The organism is Fictibacillus iocasae, assembly GCF_042665465.1.
GTDB lineage: Bacteria > Bacillota > Bacilli > Bacillales > Fictibacillaceae > Fictibacillus > Fictibacillus iocasae.
Window position 1 is genome coordinate 65257 of sequence record NZ_JBHTCP010000052.1, and the last position, 17387, is coordinate 82643.

Here is a 17387-nt window from a genome sequence, read left to right on the forward strand (position 1 = left end):
ATGTCCGAGAATGTGTAAGACCCCTTATCATAATTGAAAAGGGGTCTTTGCATTAGCACCAGCTGGAGCTTTCCGGCTTCGGCATTTTCTTGCAGCAATAGTTGGTCATAGATCCTTTTTTGGCAGAGCTTTCTTTTTTATGAGAGCTCTCTTTCTTTGACGAACTCTCCTTCTTACACGAGCTTTCTTCCTTCTTTTTGTTCTCTTTCTTATTTTCTTTCTTAGACTTTTTCCAGTTGTATTGCTCAGATGAAGAGGAACAAGAAGAGCTTTCCTGCTGCTTTTTCTTTTTAATAGACATTTGTGGCACTCCTTAGGAACATATAATGCTGTAACACAAATAATCTATTTGGTTACTTTATATCTTATGCTGAATCTTTGCTTTAGACAGGAGTAGATGCCCCGGAGCATATGCGGATTTATTCCTTAACTAAGCCTCAAGTCTTAGAGCACATTACAAATGAAGGTCAATGGAAGTTATGGCAGGAATGAGTTATGGTAAAACTAGTAAAATAATAAGCTCTTTCGTATGATGGCGAAACTATGAGCCGTATCATTCGTATAAAGAAGAAGAGTAAAAGACAGGAGTCGATAGCAATGAATGGATTTCTGGCATTTATCATAAGAGCAAGTCTCGCTGGCCCGAGTGCGGTCACCGTGTGGCTGCTTAGCTTTTTCGCGTTTGATCAGACGTTCCTTTTATCATCCGCGATCGCCACTGGCGGCGGAGTCCTCACCTATACCGGCGCATCCGCGGTCATGAAGCACCGTTTCTTAAAGAAGCATCACCTATCAAGAAGTGAGCATGTGTATATACAGAAAAATTTGCGGGAAGCACGCTCCAAAATTTTTCGCCTGCAAAAAGCGTTATTCTCCATCAAAGATATTTGGTCACTAAAGCGGCGAATTGAACTGATGCGAGTCGTACGTAAAATTCACAGCCTTACAAAGAAAGAGCCTAAGCGGTTTTACAAGGCGGAAAAATTTTATTTCGCACATTTGGACTCTGCCGTTGAACTGGCGGAAAAATATGTGTTTCTCTCCAGCAGCCCAAAGAAAAACCGTGACATGAACCAGTCATTGCTGGAAACAAGCCGCACCCTGGAGGAATTGACGGAAACGATAGAGAAGGATTTGTATCATGTTTTGTCTGATGACATGAGCGATCTGCAATATGAACTGGATGTGGCCAAGCATTCCATACAATCAATAAAAGAATCACCCATTCAAGACGAAGGAAGGCGATTATAATGACTGAAAACAATGCGCGCACGTTTGATGACAGCGATCTGATTAACGATCTTCTATCCGACCCGTTCGGAGACAGTACAGATAAGAAAGAAGTGCGAAAGAGCAGCGAGCCTGTCCGCCTAATCGATGTAATACCAGAAGAAAACCGCGCCAAAGCGCTAGAGCTCGCCGAGCGCATTGACCCGAAAAATCACCAATCCATGATCACATACGGTGCACCGGCACAGTCTAAGCTGTTGTCGTTCTCCAACACCATGCTCGATCAGGTGAAAAAGAAGGATGCCGGTGAGATCGGCGAAATCATCACGGACTTGATGAAAAGGCTGCAGGACGTGAACCCTGAAGAGCTGAAAAGCGAGAAGCCCGGTCTGATCGGCCGTATGTTTGGCAAAATCAGCGGCTCGGTTCAAGAAGTGCTGAGCAAGTACCAGAAAACGGGTGCGCAAATCGACCGTATCGCCGTTAAGCTCGACAGCAGCAAAAATGTCCTATTATCTGACATCATCATGATGGAAAAATTGTACGAACATAACAAAGAGTACTTCCAGGCGCTCAACGTCTATATCGCTGCCGGTGAAGTGAAGCTGGACGAGCTGAACCAGAAGACAATCCCGGCATTGCGCCAGGAGGCCGAGAAGTCCGGCGATCAGATGAAATTCCAGGAAGTAAACGACATGGTCCAGTTCGCTGACCGCCTAGATAAACGCCTCCACGATCTGAAGCTGAGCCGCGAGATCACGATCCAGAGCGCGCCGCAAATCCGTTTGATTCAAAATACGAACCAAGCGCTCGTCGAAAAAATTCAATCGTCCATCATGACCGCCATTCCATTATGGAAAAACCAAGTGGCGATCGCACTCACGCTCATGCGCCAGCGCGCTGCAGTGGAAGCGCAAAAGCAAGTGAGCAAAACGACGAACGAGCTATTATTGAAAAACGCAGAAATGCTCAAAACCAACACGATTGAGACCGCCAAGGAAAACGAACGAGGCCTGATTGATATCGAGACTTTAAAGAAAACACAAGCGAACTTGCTTTCTACTTTAGAAGAGACGCTGAAAATCCAGGAAGAAGGCCGAATCAAGCGTCGTCTAGCTGAAAATGAGCTTGCCGATATGGAAATTGGATTGAGGCAGAAGCTGCTGGAGATCAAAGGAGAGTAATTGTAATGGGAAATCCAGCCGCATCGGCTGGGTTTTCGTGTGCAGTCGCTGTATTCAAGTCGAAATAGAAGTTTCTCGGGTTAAATGTGCTGAGAATCGGGTCAATAATAAAATTTGCGGGTCGAAATTGAAATAAACGGGTCCGAGAGATGTAAATGAAAAAAGAGTAAAGGAGCTCCAGCATGTTTTCTTTAAATGTTTTTCGAAAAATCCTGCTTGTCTTTTGTGCGGTTGCCATCCCCATTAACCTAGCAAGCATCTGGCTTGGGGCGAGTGTGAAGAATGATGAAAAATGGATTCTGACATTGATATTTTGCATCGCTATGCCGCTATTTGTGTTTGCTTTTTACAAGACGGTATCCTATTTTGTTAATAAGAAGATGTAAGCAGAACCGATTGAAAAAGAGAGAACGAGCCATCACCGACTCGTTCTTTCTTTTTTATTTAGTCACCTTGTTATAAGCTTCAAGCAATTCCTCAACGGGAACGTTGTTAATTTTCATCCCGTCCATCTGACAGCTCTCAAGCTCCACGTTTTGAAGATTACAGTTCACGATCTTGCTTCCTTTTAAATCACATTTTTCAAAAGAAACAGGATTCTCCTGATCACCAAGATTTGTACCGAAGAATGTCACTCCGCCAAGTGTTACGTGCAGAAAACGGCTAGACGAAAGGTTCAGATCTGCAAAAAGGTTATTTCTAAAATTTATATTTTGAAACGCAGATTGGCTAAGGTTGCAGTTCGTCACGTGAAGACGGCTTAAATTGCTGTTGCTGAACGAACTGTTCTCCATCGTGATCTGGTAACCCTCACTTCTTGTCATATTGCAGTTCTCATATTGTTTAGAAGAAAGGTCTGTATGTTCAATTAAATCGCTGCGACTCTCTGCATTCTTCTTTTTCTTTATATAATAAAATTCATCGTCCGTCTCAAATGTGGTGCGGAATCCCATCTTCTCATAAAAATGATGATTGTTCTTTTGCCGGCTGGATGTTTCCAAGTCCCAAACAAGAACTTCAGGAAATTCTTGTTCGATCAACTCCATGGCCCTCGACCCTATGCCTTTTCCTTGAAAGTCAGGAGCAATAAAAATGCGGTCAATTCTTCCATACGATCGCCCTGTAACCGTTACGATTATGCCTCCTGACAACAAGCCATCATAGATCACTTTAAAATAGTTAAGCTCTTGAATCATGTATTCGGCCACTTCAACCGAAGCATAGCCTGGGGGCTGAATGTTGTAATCGATCAATCCTGGCGTCAGCCACTTTCTTGCTTCCTCATCGAAAGCGGCTTTTTTTAATGTGGTTAGTTGGGCTGCGTCGTTCAATTCTGCTTTTTGTATCGTGATTGTCGTCATATGTTTTTCTCCATTTATTTCAAATCTAGTATCATATTTGGACACCGCTTCTTCAGCTCTTCCATAAACCATTCCTGCTGCTGGGGTGAAATCTTCACACTTCCCGTCCAGCCGGTGTTATAAAAGATCTCGATGCTGTTAAGTGAAGAATGCATGCGGTAACCTGTTAAAATATCCGTAGTGCGGGCGACCTTCGTGATATCGCGATACTTAATTTTGCTCCTGACCGGCCCGCCAGCTACCTGTAAATACTCTTCATGAAACGTATACGTGATGAAAAGGAACGGCCACAAAACAAAAGCATTCGTACCTAAAAAAATACATGAAACAATAATCCAATCCTCCTGTGTCGCACTCTTATCAAACAGAAGTGGAATAAAAATTACGGTTGCAGTAACCAGCACTATAAGCAGTGTTGTTAGAATGAAAAAACGATCTCGTTCAGCACGAAAGGTCATGCTGCCAGCCTCCTTTTCCTTTCTCCTTCTTTTACATACGTTTTTTCATGAAAAAGTATTCAATTACTTCGCTTTAGACTGAAGCGCCATAAGCTGTCGCTTTTCCCGCGACAACTTTAAAAACTCTTCGTCTAGCACCGGGTACCTTGGATCATTTTTCTCGATGGTGCACAATTCTCCGAGAACCGCGTTAAGCTGTGTATCTAGCAAAAGGATCTGCTGCGCGATATCATCCACGCTGTCGCGAGAATTGTATTTCTTGTACTCGCTAAGCCCCATCTCTTGCCGCTGAACACTGCCCTTTTCAAAAACGAGCAGCTTATCACAAAGCTTTTCCATGAAATACGTATCGTGGGAAACGACAAGCAGCGTACCGGAATACTGGCTCAACGTATCCTCCAGCTGTTCGCGGCTTGGCAGATCGAGGTGATTCGTCGGCTCATCTAAAATGAGCATGTCATAATTTCGCAGCAGCATGCCTGCCAGCTTCACTCGCACACGATCACCAAGGCTCAAGGATCCAACCTTTTGCCTTAGTTTCTCCTCATTCAGCCCCAGATTGGCAAGCATGGTCCGTGCGCGGTGAATATCGCGGTGCTCTGCGAAACCGAGCGCTTCCACAGGCGTCAGTTCACCGTTTAAGTCCCCGACATCCTGGCTTAAATAAGCGATTTTTAGCGTTGGGCTGCGCCACAGCTCGCCGCTGCTTGCGGACTCGGACCCAAGAATCATCCGGATCAGTGTTGTCTTGCCGCAGCCGTTGGGGCCGAGCAAGCCTATACGCTCGCCATGCTTCACATAAAAGTCAGCCCCGCTAAATAAGGATCGTCCATCAAACGATTTAGACACCTGCTTCGCCTCAACCATCCGCTTGCCGCGCTTGTCGGCATGCTGAAACTGAAAAAACACCGAAGCCTCATCTTTTGGCTTTTCCACACCATTCTTGTTCAACTCAAGCGTCAGGCGTTTCAGCTTCGACTTCACACGCGCCTCGGTTTTCTTTGCCTTTACGCGGTGAAACTCTTTGAGCCCTATCTGCTTCCGTTCAGAAGCTGATCCTTGCTTAGTCGAATCGCGATGGCCCTTTGCGGCCCATTCCTTGTACTGCGTCATCTGGTTTTCGATGCGCTGCTTTTCACGCTGCTGTGCCTCGTATTGCTTCAGCTGATGCTCGTGCTGACGCTTCTTTTCGTCACGATAATCGCTGTAGTGGCCGCTGTACGTTTTCACTTTTCCGTCCTCCAGCTCAAGAATAGTGGTAACGGTGCGGTCCAGGAAGTAGCGGTCATGCGAAATAATAATCGCTGTGCCGCGGAAGGCTTCAAGCTGATTCACGAGCCACTTCACGCCATCCAAATCCAAATGATTTGTCGGCTCATCTAAAATCAGCAGATCAGGGTTCGACGCCCACACATCCGCAAGCGCCAGCTTCAACCGTTCACCGCCGCTCAAATGTGGCAGTTTTTTATCTTTCCATTCCTGTGCTTTTACTAAACCAAGCTGGCTCGTATGTTCATACAAGCCCTCACCATTCATCATCTGGTCAAAATCTACTGCTGTATAATTCACCGACTGGCGCAAATAGCCAATCTTCAGGTTTCGGCCGAATGTATCGATCGATCCGGCGTCGTAATCCATAACACCTGATAAAATCTCAGCGAGCGTCGACTTGCCCGTGCCGTTAAAGCCAACCAGTCCGGCACGCGCCCCTTCATTCAGTTCAAACGACACATCGCTCAAAACCACTTTGTCGCCGTATACTTTCTTCATATTTTTCACTCTAATAAAAGGCAAAGACATAAAAAATAACCTCCCGATTGCCCGGAGAGGCTGCATGTTTCAAGCCAAAATAAACGTACAGAAAAAGACATACAGCAGTGTATGAGTTCTTCAAATACAGTATCGGCAAAAAATGGGCAGACCAATCCTATTCTCCAGGCGTTGATTTCTATTCAAATCAGCGTTAGAAAATAAGATTAATTCCACATCGGCCCAACATTCACCCTTTCGATTCCTAGAATTAATAACAGTATATGGGATTTGGAAGGGAATTGTCAAAGGGGTTTAGAATAAATAACGATATACATTTTTGAAGGTGGCGGCAGTAATGAAGTTTAAACAGAAGGAATTCACAGCCGAGTTAGGCAGGAGGATAGCGGAAATAGAAAATACTTTAGAAGATTATGTTTCGGTTTTTTTAGACAGATACAAACCATTGCTATTGGAAAAAGGATTCACGTTAGAGGCCAAGCTGAGCAAGGCAGAAGATCCTTTTACGCCAGGCTGTCAGTCAGAAATTTCCGTTGGGGTAATGGATGAAGAGGGAGAACTAATCGACTTACACACCATACGAATTTGGGAATGCACCAGGCATTTTGCCGGCTTACAAATATCATTTCATTTACCAGGCAGCAAAGTAACCGGAGAACTCCTGGACGAGACGCCGGACGAGGTGAAAGAAGAGCTTACAGAATATGTGAAGGACTGGATGGAGGAAGAAGAATGAAACACGTAGTACAAAAATTAAGTGAGATAGATAGTGAACAGGTAGGTTTGATCGTCTATTCTACTGAAAAACAGGAATACGTATGCTCGTTACAAGGCGATCTAACCGTTCCGCTTGCTTCATCAGCAAAAGTCGCCATCGGTTATGCCATCACATTATGGGTTCAGGAAGGCATCCTTTCATGGGAAGATATCGTGGAAAACATCAGCTATAACCCCGAGGAAGATAGCAAAGAAATTTATCCGCATTTTCAATATAGAACCTCTCTTCTGTTAAGAGAAGCGGTTGAAGTCATGATCACTTGCCACGATAGTATGGTAGCTGATCGAGTTGTTCAATTCTGCGGAGGCTGGGACAACGTAAACAAGAAAATTCAGTCACATTATCCGACCATCACTGTCACGAATGATCCAACCGATCTTGAGAACAAGGGGCAGCTGGACCAAGTCTTTCAGATCATGCTAAGCATCTTTAACGGTCACAAAGTTAACCCGCTGCTATGGACTCCGATCATGAATGGATTAGTCAGACAAAAAGGGGATGTAGAAGGTATTCCTGCACACCATTTAAACCACATGACAGGCGGACTAGAGAACATCATCGTGGATATCGGTATGTTAGGGGATTTAACTCACCATCCTTTTATTTTCACATTTGGTGCAAAACAGCTGCCTAGCCGGTATAGCAGTCTCGACTCAGACATTGCATTTCATGAAGTAATGAAGCGGCTTTATATGGAATATAACGACCAACACCTTATCGAAAGACGCTAGAGCCAAACCGGCTTTAGCGTCTTTCGCATTTCCATACCCGATTGAATAAGCTGTAAACCTGCTATAGGTATGCCAGACATCAAGAGATTATTCGTGTTATTTGCATTAAATTTCTCGGGCTAAAGTGGAATGACTGCCATCCCGTCCCGCATAGGATAGTGTGTTTAATCTTATACCACTATAGAAACGGACGGGACGAGAGATGAAAATGAGGAAATTAGTAATCTTACTGCTGTGTATCAGTTTTATGTTTGTGTTCGTGAAGCCGGCGTCTGCAGCGGCTGCTCCATCCACCTATATCATCATCAACAAGTCGAACAACCAGCTTGCTTATTTTGTGAACAATCAGCTGTATAAGGTGTTTCTTGTGGCAACGGGGCGCCAGCCTACCTATACGCCAGAGGGCCGCTTCAAAATCGTTAACAAAATTACGAACCGGCCGTACTATTCCGGCAACATTCCTGGCGGCGATCCTCGCAATCCGCTCGGTAACCGCTGGCTCGGACTGAACGCCCGAGAAACATGGGGAACAACATACGCCATTCACGGCAACAATAACGCCAGCTCGATCGGCAAATACGTCAGCGCAGGCTGCATCCGCATGTATAACAACGACATCATCTGGCTGTACAGCCGTGTGGCTGTGAACACACCCGTCATTATCACCACATCGGGCAAAACCTTTCCGGCACTCGCTACCGCTTACGGATTCAACGCCAGTGGATCCCCGAGTGCACCCGTCACCTCACCACAACCAGTGCTGAAAAAAGGAAGCAAAGGAGAAGCCGTTAAAACACTGCAGCGCCGCCTAACCGAACTCGGCTACAGCACAAAAGGCATCGACGGCGTGTTTGGAGTTAATACAGAAACCGCTGTTAAAAATTTTCAAAGAGCCAAGAAACTGCAGGTGGATGGGGTTGTTGGAGCGGCTACTTGGAGGGCGTTGGGGAAATATTAAATACATGCAAGGTAACAGAGAAATCTGTTGCCTTTTTCTGTTGTATTAAAACTTCTTTTTTCTACCAATGATCTTCATATCTTTTCTTATTTGTAGTACCCTGGTCTCATATGAAAAGTTTACCAATAACTTATTTACAGGAGCCCCGTTATGAAAATTGATTATGTTAAACAATCACTCATAAATAAAGAAGAATTCGACTTTGAAAAGAAACTAATCGTCAATTCAGATAAAGAAAACCTACTTTCTGAGCTGGTTAAATCGATGAATGAGTGTGTCAGCTTTTATTTTAGTGTGGCGTTTGTGAATTACAGTGGGCTTCAGCTTCTTCTTGATCCGTTAAAGGAGGCAGGGGAGAAGGGGACGAAAGGCAGGATTATCACCTCGACTTATCTTAACTTCACGGATCCTAAGGCTTTAGAAAAGATAAGAGAGTTTGAGAATGTTGAGCTGAAAGTTTTCGTGACAGATAAAGAGGTTGGATTCCACACAAAAGCGTATATCTTTGAGTACCGTGACAGCTATAAAGTCATTATTGGTTCGTCAAATATCACCCAAAGTGCATTGAAAAGCAATGTGGAATGGAATGTGGAAGTCGTCGCGAAAGAGGATGCCTCCTTTATCCAAAAAGTGTTGAAAGAATATGATTCACTTTGGGAGTACAGCTCTGACGTGAACGAAGAGTTTATAAAAGACTATGAAGAGTTCTTGAAAACGTTAAAAAGAACAACTCCGAGCACACAATCGATCTATGAACGAAAAGAATACATCGTTCCAAACCGAATGCAAAAGCGGGCGACTGAGAATTTGGAGCGCATCCGTCATTTTGGTGAGAAAAAAGCATTGGTCATTGCTGCGACTGGAACGGGAAAAACGTATATGTCTGCGTTCGACGTGAAGAAAGTAGCTCCGAAAAAGCTCCTGTTTGTGGTACATAGAGAAGAAATCTTAAGGAAAGCGAAAGAAACGTTTGAAAAGCTGCTGCCAAATGATGGTCTGACGTTTGGCCTCTTAACGGGGAATACCAAAGAAAAGAACGTCGATTATGTATTCGCAACGATTCAAACACTATCAAAATGTTATCAAGAGTTTGCAAGAGATGAATTTCAATACGTTATTATTGACGAGGCACATCATGCGACAAGTCCGACTTATCAGGGTGTGCTCGACTATTTCGAGCCACAATTTACGCTAGGAATGACCGCAACGCCAGAGCGCAGCGACAACGGAAATGTATTCGAGCTGTTTGATAACAACGTGGCGCTTGAAGTTCGGCTGCATGAAGCATTAGAGGACGAGCTTGTTATTCCGTTTCATTATTTTGGAATCACAGATATTGAATCGGTCGATTTGAGCGATGTGTCAATCGATGATATTGCGGAAGTGACGAAGCGATTAAAGGTGAATGAGCGCGTCGATTTTATTATTGAAAAGATGGACTTTTACGGACACGACGGGGAAAAAAGAAAGTGTCTCGGGTTCTGTGCGAGTATTGAACACGCACAGTTCATGGCAGACGAGTTTAATAAACGTGGCTATAACAGCATTTGTTTATTCGGTGACCATTCACCGGCACTGCGTGAACTGTATATTAACCGCCTCGAGAACGATGACGATGAGCTAAAGTTTATTTTTACTGTAGATATCTTTAATGAAGGTGTCGATATTCCGTCTGTTAATTCGGTGCTGATGCTCAGACCGACTAACTCACCGATCATTTTTATACAGCAGCTAGGTCGAGGACTTAGAAAGCATGCCAATAAGAGTTTCTTAACCGTGCTTGATTTTATTGGAAACCATAATAAAACGTTTTTAATTGCACTTGCGCTGAACGGCAGCCGTTATTATGACAAAGAAAGCTTGAAGGTCGCAATCGTTACAGGGTTTGCTAATATTCCAGGCTGCACGCACATTCAGATGGACAAGATCTCGCAAGAACGAATTCTTGAGCAGATTGATCGAGAGAATTTCAAATCCTTAAGGTATTTGAAGGAAGAGTACTTTGAATTTAAGAAAATGAACCAAGGTCGTATTCCGTATTTTCTTGTCGATTACTTGAAGTATGATGGTGCGCCTAATCCTGTTAAATTTATTAACCGAGAAAAGAGCTATCCTCAATTTGTTGCCAAGGTTGAAAAAGAAGAGAACGTGAAGAAATTATTAGTAGATGAGACTTTTGAGAATGTGCTTAAAGAGCTTTCAAGTAAGCTGCCGCTTAAGCGAGTGTACGAGTTTGTTATATTACGTTATCTACTAGATCATGATTATATAGACCTTGAAACGGCCAAAAATGAAATCTTAAAACTACTAAAAAATGTGGATGACGATAGTATTCTTCATGCCTTTGAGACGCTTAACCAGAACTATTATGATAGTGGTGAAAGAAGCAGAAAACTGAGACTGTGTGTACTTGATGGATGGGTGTTGACGAAAACAGCGGAATTTAGCAGTGTGCTCTCACAAGAAGACTACCGAGCGTATATCGAGGACATCCTTACGTATGGCATTTTTCGCTACGAAAAAGAGTACCGTGAAGAATATTATGGCGTGCCGCACTTCAAGCTGTATGAGCAATATCAGATGGCAGATGCTGCATTACTCTCAAACTTCCGGAAGATTCATAGCTCGTTCCGAGGATCTGGGTTGCTGACGAACGGTAAAGAATTCTTCTTATATATTGATCTGCATAAAGAGGAAACCATTAAAGAAAGTATTAACTATCAAGATGTGTTCTTGGATGAACAGCATTTTCAGTGGCAGTCTGTGAACAATACAACTCAAGCATCAGAGCGAGGACAAAACATCATCAGAAACAAGGAACGTGGAGTAAACCTTCATTTGTTCGTACGAAAATATAAAGAATTGGATGGCAAGACCGAGCCATATATTTATATTGGCAAAGGAGATACGGTCGGTTATGAGGGAGAAAAGCCGATAACCGTCACCATTCGATTGGAGCATGAAGTGCCGGCAAGTTTATATAAAGAGTTCACGATAAAAGTGTAGCCTTCTCGATTGAGAAGGCTATTTCTTTTCGTTTATCAGTTGTTCTACAGCCGGAATGTCTGCTGGCGCCCAGAGGAGGGATGCTAGATTTTCTCGTTTCATCCAGATTAACTTGGAATGTTCACTCGGCTCAGGCGTTCCGTTGATAATTTTGCATTTGATACAAAGAAGATTAATGATGAACGTGTCGTATTCATGTGTATGATCGTTGAAAAGTTTATACGTTTCAATGGAACACCCAAGTTCTTCTTCAATTTCCCGTTTTAATGCGGTGTTCAGATCCTCCCCGGATTCGACTTTACCGCCAGGAAACTCCCACATGTTAGGAAGCAGCATTTGAGGTGAACGCAAGGCACATAGAATCTCTTCGTTTTCGTTTTCAATAATGGCAGCAACGACTTTTACTAGCTTTTTCAATGGTTTCCTCCAGATGATCTTATTCTCGTATCTTTTCATTCTAATGGAAGTTGTCGATTTGATACAAGGACTAGGGGAATGAATAGCGAATTAGGCTTAAAGAGTTACTCTAGAAAAAACAGAAAAAAGGTGATTATCATTCTCTTCCACTACCACTTCTGGACCCCATACGTCGAGGAAACTGAAAAATTTTACGTGGATCAAGGATTCAGGATCTCTCTGCGTAACGGAAAATATAACGGCGAGTTTCAAACATTTAATCCGCCGCTAACGTGGGATGATTTTCGAAATAAGGACATTACGTTTCGTATTATCGAGGCACGCAAAGGTGCGGTGAATATTACGTTTGGGTATGGCAAGAAAGTTATATTCGATCATATCGGCTATCTTGTTTCGGAGTTCGCTTATCAAGAAATATGCGATAATGCAGCGAAATTAAACTGGAAAGTGGATGCTGGCGAGCGCAGAACCTTTATCGCCACGCCATACGGGTTTCGATTTGAACTGCAGAAGTACAGGGAGGTTATAGACGGTACGGCAGAAGAGGCGGAGCTAAAGGAATTGTTAGTTACCGTTAAGAAAGAAGGCGCTGAGGGTGATTTGGCTGTACTTCTAGGTAAGGAGAATTTTTTGAAAACTGTTTTAGGGCAGTCGGTCACAATAAGAGAAGCGGTCATTGACGGGATAAAAATAACAGGAAGAACCGATCCAAACGGCGTCAGTGTAATTGAATTGAAATAGCCCTCTAGTCTGAGGGCTATTCCTTATCTTAGATCGTGCTTGTAAACTATTCCATGCTCCACATAAATCTTAAGCAGCAGTAGTGCCTCGCCCCAGCCTGCGGCACAATGAATACAGGCAGCCGTGTCTTTTTCTGAACTGGTGTAGCCGGTGTCTTTCACTGTAACGGTCGTGCCGTCTACATGTGGGGTAAGCTCCATACTAACGGTAGTTATGCTGTCTCCTGGCGACCATTGAAAAACAAAGGCTTTATTATAAACAGCTTTTAAAATCTTTCCGCCGTCTTCCATTCTCTTCTTTTCGCTTCCAACGTTTGTCCATTGCAATCGTATTTCTCCACTTCCGTCATCACTAAGCTCAAGTGTCGTTTCATCCGTAAACCATGCGTTCCAGCCGTCTGTCGTTGTAAGAATGGAATAGATCTCATCAGCACGTGCTTTTATGTATAGTGAATGCTCGATCCCCCTCATGTTACCGCTCCTATTCTATTTTTTTATTCCATTCTTCCTAATATGCTTTTCCGTAGCAAATACAAGAACACTCACGCTCACAAACGCGACATCGCCAAATATGGCTGCAATTAATTCTAGGGTGTTTTGTTTAAATTCAATAAACATCGAAAAAAAGCTGACGGCTAAGATAATGAACGCTAGCCAATGTGCATATCGTTTCAAGAAATAGTTAATCGCATGTTCCCCCTTACCCATAATGCTTTCTAATTGTATTATACTGTAAAATATGGAGAGCAAATGGTGCTTAGAAAAGAAATTCATGTTAACAAAGTGAAGAATTGGGATTGAATTAGCTACTTATTATAAGGCTGTGCGCCAATCAATTTAGAATTTAAGACGAAGCAAAGGTGAGGTTAAATAATGAGGAGAATATTGTTAATCATCGTTCTGTTGATGACGAGTGCATTTGGGTGTTCATCAGAAGAAGAAAATGAGCTAAAGTGGCACAGCACGAAACAAGCAGCCATTGAGGCAGGGCTAAAAGAAGAGGACCGGTCAACAGATCATATTTTGGATGAAGTCACGGTAGAGGGAGAAACGTTCGTCCTTTATACAATGGATGATAGTGTGTTTGTTGCGAACATTGCTGAAAAAGGTGGAAGTCATGCGTGGTATCGGGCAAATCCAGGTATCACTGTGATCAACGTGCCTCAAGCTGCTTTTGAAACAAACACGTTTTCAAAGAAAATTTTCAAGGTTTACTTGGGTGTTGCAGAGGAACAGAAAGAGACGATTACGATCGACAACGGCGGTACGGTTACACCGACTGTAAAGAATGGAATGTTTTATTATATCGAACCGATTAAAAAATAAGCTGGTGAAAACATGGTGCATAAGGATGGAGCAGTCTTACTGCGTCCGATACAAGAGGAAGATTTGCCGAGGCTTTGGGAGCTGGCGTATAAAGAAGAAAATCCAGAATGGAAAAAGTGGGATGCGCCATATTTTGAGCATAAAGCCCTTTTGTTTCAGGAATATATAGAAACACATCAGGTTGTGGACCGGGATGATTACTGGGCGATTGTAGTAGAGGGAATCGTTGTTGGCACGGTCGGCTATTATTGGGAGCATAAGCCGTCTAACTGGCTGGAGATGGGAATCACGATTTATGATCCAGCGTATTGGAGCGGGGGGGACGGTACGCGAGCATTGAAGATGTGGATACGCTACCTTTTTACAACGATGCCACTTGTTCGTGTAGGCTTCACCACCTGGTCTGGCAATGAGCGGATGATCAAGGCGGGAGAAAAGCTTGGAATGACGATGGAGGCGCGGCTGCGCAAATGCAGGCTGTACAACGGCGTATATTACGACTCCATCCGTATGGGCCTGCTGAGAGAAGAGTGGGAGATGAGGAACGAGGACTGAAACGCTCGTTCTTTTTTTTATATAGAATGTTTGGAATGACAAAATATGCTATTACTAACGTATATTACATGCTATAATAACTTGTGAAAACATTCACAAATAGAAACGGAGCTATATGCCATGATCTCCAAAGTCTTTCAAAAATCCATTACAGCTGTATATGTTTCACTCCTTTTAGCAGGCATCTTTTTTGTATTTGAGCTCGCTGCATTAGTGCTTGGTAAGAGTGAAAGCTACTATTTTGGAATGTCTATTATTATTGGAATGTATGCCCTTGTTGGAAATATGATCGTCGGTGCTCCTGTATCTTTGCTGTCTGATGTGTTAACGAAAAGAGCCAATCGATACCGGTTTATCCTTGCCGGTGTTCTACATATAGTGCTAGCAGCGGCAACGGTTTTCTTCCTTCAGTGGATGGCATTCTATTCACTTGCCTGCGGCGTGTTATTCTTCCTTGTTGATGAATGGAGAACACGAAAGAATGGGGCGAGATGGCGTCAGATTAATCGAGCTGCGATTGTGAACACAATAATAATTCTTGGTGTGTCTGCGCTAAGCTATTACGGAGTGTATGCAATTGTTGACAGTGAAGTATTGGAAGAGAAAACACATCAAACCTATATGATTCCTGAAGGGTATGAAGGAAAGGTGCTAATTGTTCATGAAATGAAGGGAGTACCGGACCCCAAAATCATGGACGGCTATACGGTCGTGGAAATAAATGCTCTGGGGTACGGTACCACGCCTGGTCCTATGAGTGAAGGCTTTATTGAAGATAAGTATTATTATGTGGCACAGGACGGGAAGAAAACAAGGATAGACGAAACGTGCATTAATATAGACGGCTCAGAAGGTACACAAGGGGATGGTTATCATTACGATAGCACGGTATTTTATGTGACCAAATCGTTTTGTGGGAAGAGCTTTCAAGAAGGACAAGGAGAAACCTTTTATCCGGAAGAAATGTCACTGACTGAAGTACTGTATCATGAAGGTATTGTAAGTGAGGACGAGTATTAAAAGGGTGGAGAGGCGATCTGGCAGGATGGTGCTGTCGGTTTGCCTCTCTTTTTGTGAGTTGGACATGGGGAAAAATGGAATTACGACCGCGGATTGGTCAATTGCGCCCGCGTTTTTCGGTTTCGCAGCCGCGCATTGGCGATTCGCAGCCGCAAATGTGAAGAATACAGCCGCGTTTGTGTAGAACGCGGCCGCGCTTCATCATTTTATCGCTAATTTGATTCTACTCACTTGAAAAAACATAATAAATTCCTTAATTGTAATATCTTGACGGTTACAGTGAGATGCCGCTATACTAGTTGAAATACATAATATGGCAATGAAAAGAGAAGTAGTTTAGCAGCTGTATTTCAGAGAGCCCTAAGTTGGTGGAAACGGGTATAGAGCGCTGAATGAAAAAAGGCTTGGAGCTCTGCGTGGATCGAGTACAAAAGAGGGATGGCGCAGCGGGATCTCCCGTTACAGAGATAGGGTATAAGTGTGCTTTCTCGTACCCGAAGAGGCTGGTGTGGCGACATATCAGCAAACTGAGGTGGTACCGCGAAGAGTTAACTCTCGCCCTCAAGATGAATCATCTTGGAGGTGGGAGTTTTTATATTGGGGAGGATTTATAATGCAGAACTTTCAGCATAGGATAACGGACAAGGCGGAACTGCGCTCTTTCATGGGCGAGCCGTCGGAGTTCGCTCAGAAAAAAGTGATTACGAGATTAGATGAGCACTGCCGTACGCTGCTTTCGCTTTCTCCTTTTCTCGTATTATCAACGTCTGACAGCGAGGGGCGGTGTGATGCCTCGCCGAGAGGAGATCATGCTGGATTCGTACAGGTGCTCGATGAGAAGACGCTGTTGATTCCAGAGCGTCCCGGCAACAAACGCGTAGACTCACTGAGCAATATTTTATCCAATCCGCATGTCGGTTTGCTTTTTCTAATTCCCGGCATGGGAGAGACGCTCAGGATCAATGGTAAGGCGTGCATAGTAAAAGATGAACATTTGCTTGAAATGATGGCGGTTAACAATAAACTTCCGCTTGTTGCGATTGCGGTAGAGGTGGAGGAGATCTTCATTCATTGCGCCAAGTCCATTAAACGGTCAGGACTGTGGAGCGGCAATTTTGCAGCCAATTTACCCTCAGCCGCTAAAATGCTGACCGATCATATGAAAATTCCTGGCGTGACCGCTGAGCAGACAGAAGCACGGCTGCAGGACGGGTACAAAAATAGACTGTATTAGGGGGAACGAAAGATGAATCCGATATTACTAGATTTTCCTACCGAGTTTGAGACTGAAAGATTGCTGGTGCGATGTCCGCAGCCTGGTGACGGCAAGGCTGTTTATGAAGCAATACTGTCTTCATTGCCTGAATTAAAGCCGTGGCTGCCGTTTGCCCATATTGATCAGAGTGCGGACGATGTGGAAGCGAACATCCGGGGTGCGCACGTGAAATTTTTGCAGCGTGAAGATTTGCGGATGCTCGTCTTTTTAAAAGAGACTGGGGAGTTTGTCGCTTCAACCGGTTTGCACAGGATGGACTGGGACGTCAGAAAGTTCGAGATTGGGTATTGGCAGGACACGAGGCATAGCGGGAAAGGCTATATGGTGGAGGCGGTAAAAGGGCTCGAGCAGTTTGCAGTCCATGAACTGAAAGCGCGACGTCTGGAGGTTCGATGCGATACGCGCAATGCACGAAGCATCGCGATACCCGAAAAGCTAGGCTACACACTCGAAGGTACGCTGCGCAGCGATTCGTTTGCCGTCGGTACGGACGAATTGCGCGATACGCACATTTTTGCGAAGGTGTTTCAAGGTTAGCAAAGAATGTTAAGAAGCGAATGACCGGCGCTGGTATTGT

At 44.0% G+C, this 17387-nt stretch carries 19 protein-coding genes and 1 other annotated feature; of the genes, 13 read left to right on the plus strand and 6 right to left on the minus strand.

Going from position 1 to position 17387, the window contains the following annotated elements:
* Positions 1-52: 52 nt before the first annotated feature.
* Complete coding sequence (locus ACFQPF_RS17635; RefSeq protein ID WP_379751432.1) at positions 53-301, minus strand: hypothetical protein; 249 nt, start codon at positions 299-301, stop codon at positions 53-55.
* 296 nt (positions 302-597) lie between these two features.
* Between ACFQPF_RS17635 and ACFQPF_RS17640 the strand changes: the two genes are divergently transcribed.
* From ACFQPF_RS17640 to ACFQPF_RS17650, 3 genes are all read left to right on the plus strand, one after another.
* Positions 598-1251 (plus strand): 5-bromo-4-chloroindolyl phosphate hydrolysis family protein, encoded by a 654-nt coding sequence (locus ACFQPF_RS17640; protein WP_379751434.1) that lies wholly within the window; start codon positions 598-600, stop codon positions 1249-1251.
* Positions 1251-2414 (plus strand): toxic anion resistance protein, encoded by a 1164-nt coding sequence (locus ACFQPF_RS17645; protein ID WP_379751436.1) that lies wholly within the window; start codon positions 1251-1253, stop codon positions 2412-2414. Before ACFQPF_RS17640 ends, ACFQPF_RS17645 begins: the two co-directional genes overlap by 1 nt.
* Before the next feature lie 182 nt (positions 2415-2596).
* Positions 2597-2800, plus strand: coding sequence for a hypothetical protein (locus ACFQPF_RS17650; protein ID WP_379751438.1), 204 nt, complete (start codon positions 2597-2599; stop codon positions 2798-2800).
* A gap of 54 nt (positions 2801-2854) precedes the next feature.
* Here ACFQPF_RS17650 and ACFQPF_RS17655 read toward each other — a convergent pair whose 3' ends face one another.
* The 3 genes from ACFQPF_RS17655 to abc-f all read right to left on the minus strand — a co-directional run bounded on the left by ACFQPF_RS17655 (position 2855) and on the right by abc-f (position 6033).
* Positions 2855-3775 carry a GNAT family N-acetyltransferase gene (locus tag ACFQPF_RS17655; protein WP_379751440.1) on the minus strand — a complete coding sequence of 307 codons (921 nt, stop codon included), beginning with the start codon at positions 3773-3775 and terminating at the stop codon, positions 2855-2857.
* Positions 3776-3789: 14 nt separating this feature from the next.
* Positions 3790-4233 (minus strand): PH domain-containing protein, encoded by a 444-nt coding sequence (locus tag ACFQPF_RS17660; RefSeq protein WP_379751442.1) that lies wholly within the window; start codon positions 4231-4233, stop codon positions 3790-3792.
* Positions 4234-4296: 63 nt separating this feature from the next.
* Positions 4297-6033 carry a ribosomal protection-like ABC-F family protein gene (gene abc-f / locus ACFQPF_RS17665; RefSeq protein WP_379751444.1) on the minus strand — a complete coding sequence of 579 codons (1737 nt, stop codon included), beginning with the start codon at positions 6031-6033 and terminating at the stop codon, positions 4297-4299.
* Between the two features lie 307 nt (positions 6034-6340).
* Here abc-f and ACFQPF_RS17670 point away from each other — a divergent pair, with 307 nt between their 5' ends.
* The 4 genes from ACFQPF_RS17670 (at position 6341) to ACFQPF_RS17685 (ending at position 11476) form a co-directional block, all read left to right on the plus strand.
* Positions 6341-6739 carry a hypothetical protein gene (locus ACFQPF_RS17670; protein ID WP_379751446.1) on the plus strand — a complete coding sequence of 133 codons (399 nt, stop codon included), beginning with the start codon at positions 6341-6343 and terminating at the stop codon, positions 6737-6739.
* On the plus strand, positions 6736-7512 hold the full coding sequence (locus ACFQPF_RS17675; protein ID WP_379751448.1) for a serine hydrolase: 777 nt from the start codon (positions 6736-6738) through the stop codon (positions 7510-7512). Before ACFQPF_RS17670 ends, ACFQPF_RS17675 begins: the two co-directional genes overlap by 4 nt.
* Before the next feature lie 208 nt (positions 7513-7720).
* Positions 7721-8470, plus strand: a complete 750-nt coding sequence (locus tag ACFQPF_RS17680; protein WP_379751450.1) for a L,D-transpeptidase family protein — start codon at positions 7721-7723, stop codon at positions 8468-8470.
* 150 nt (positions 8471-8620) lie between these two features.
* Entirely contained in the window at positions 8621-11476 is a 2856-nt protein-coding gene (locus tag ACFQPF_RS17685; RefSeq protein ID WP_379751452.1) for a DEAD/DEAH box helicase, read from the plus strand.
* An 18-nt stretch (positions 11477-11494) separates the two neighbouring features.
* On the opposite strand, the gene ACFQPF_RS17690 is transcribed toward ACFQPF_RS17685, so the two are convergent.
* Entirely contained in the window at positions 11495-11893 is a 399-nt protein-coding gene (locus ACFQPF_RS17690; protein ID WP_379751454.1) for a (deoxy)nucleoside triphosphate pyrophosphohydrolase, read from the minus strand.
* A gap of 78 nt (positions 11894-11971) precedes the next feature.
* Here ACFQPF_RS17690 and ACFQPF_RS17695 point away from each other — a divergent pair, with 78 nt between their 5' ends.
* Positions 11972-12634, plus strand: coding sequence for a hypothetical protein (locus tag ACFQPF_RS17695; RefSeq protein WP_379751456.1), 663 nt, complete (start codon positions 11972-11974; stop codon positions 12632-12634).
* Between the two features lie 23 nt (positions 12635-12657).
* Here ACFQPF_RS17695 and ACFQPF_RS17700 read toward each other — a convergent pair whose 3' ends face one another.
* On the minus strand, positions 12658-13104 hold the full coding sequence (locus ACFQPF_RS17700) for an SRPBCC family protein (RefSeq protein ID WP_379751458.1): 447 nt from the start codon (positions 13102-13104) through the stop codon (positions 12658-12660).
* A gap of 402 nt (positions 13105-13506) precedes the next feature.
* On the opposite strand from ACFQPF_RS17700, the gene ACFQPF_RS17705 reads away from it, so the two are divergent.
* From ACFQPF_RS17705 to ACFQPF_RS17725, 5 genes are all read left to right on the plus strand, one after another.
* Complete coding sequence (locus tag ACFQPF_RS17705; RefSeq protein ID WP_379751459.1) at positions 13507-13959, plus strand: hypothetical protein; 453 nt, start codon at positions 13507-13509, stop codon at positions 13957-13959.
* Between the two features lie 12 nt (positions 13960-13971).
* Positions 13972-14514: a GNAT family N-acetyltransferase gene (locus ACFQPF_RS17710; RefSeq protein ID WP_379751461.1), complete on the plus strand. Its 543-nt coding sequence runs from the start codon at positions 13972-13974 to the stop codon at positions 14512-14514.
* Positions 14515-14634: 120 nt separating this feature from the next.
* Positions 14635-15534: a DUF6843 domain-containing protein gene (locus ACFQPF_RS17715; protein ID WP_379751463.1), complete on the plus strand. Its 900-nt coding sequence runs from the start codon at positions 14635-14637 to the stop codon at positions 15532-15534.
* Positions 15535-15844: 310 nt separating this feature from the next.
* Positions 15845-16100 (plus strand) — a binding site (T-box leader).
* A 47-nt stretch (positions 16101-16147) separates the two neighbouring features.
* On the plus strand, positions 16148-16768 hold the full coding sequence (locus ACFQPF_RS17720) for a pyridoxamine 5'-phosphate oxidase family protein (protein ID WP_379751465.1): 621 nt from the start codon (positions 16148-16150) through the stop codon (positions 16766-16768).
* Positions 16769-16780: 12 nt separating this feature from the next.
* Positions 16781-17347 (plus strand): GNAT family N-acetyltransferase, encoded by a 567-nt coding sequence (locus ACFQPF_RS17725; RefSeq protein WP_379751467.1) that lies wholly within the window; start codon positions 16781-16783, stop codon positions 17345-17347.
* Positions 17348-17387 lie beyond the last annotated feature (40 nt).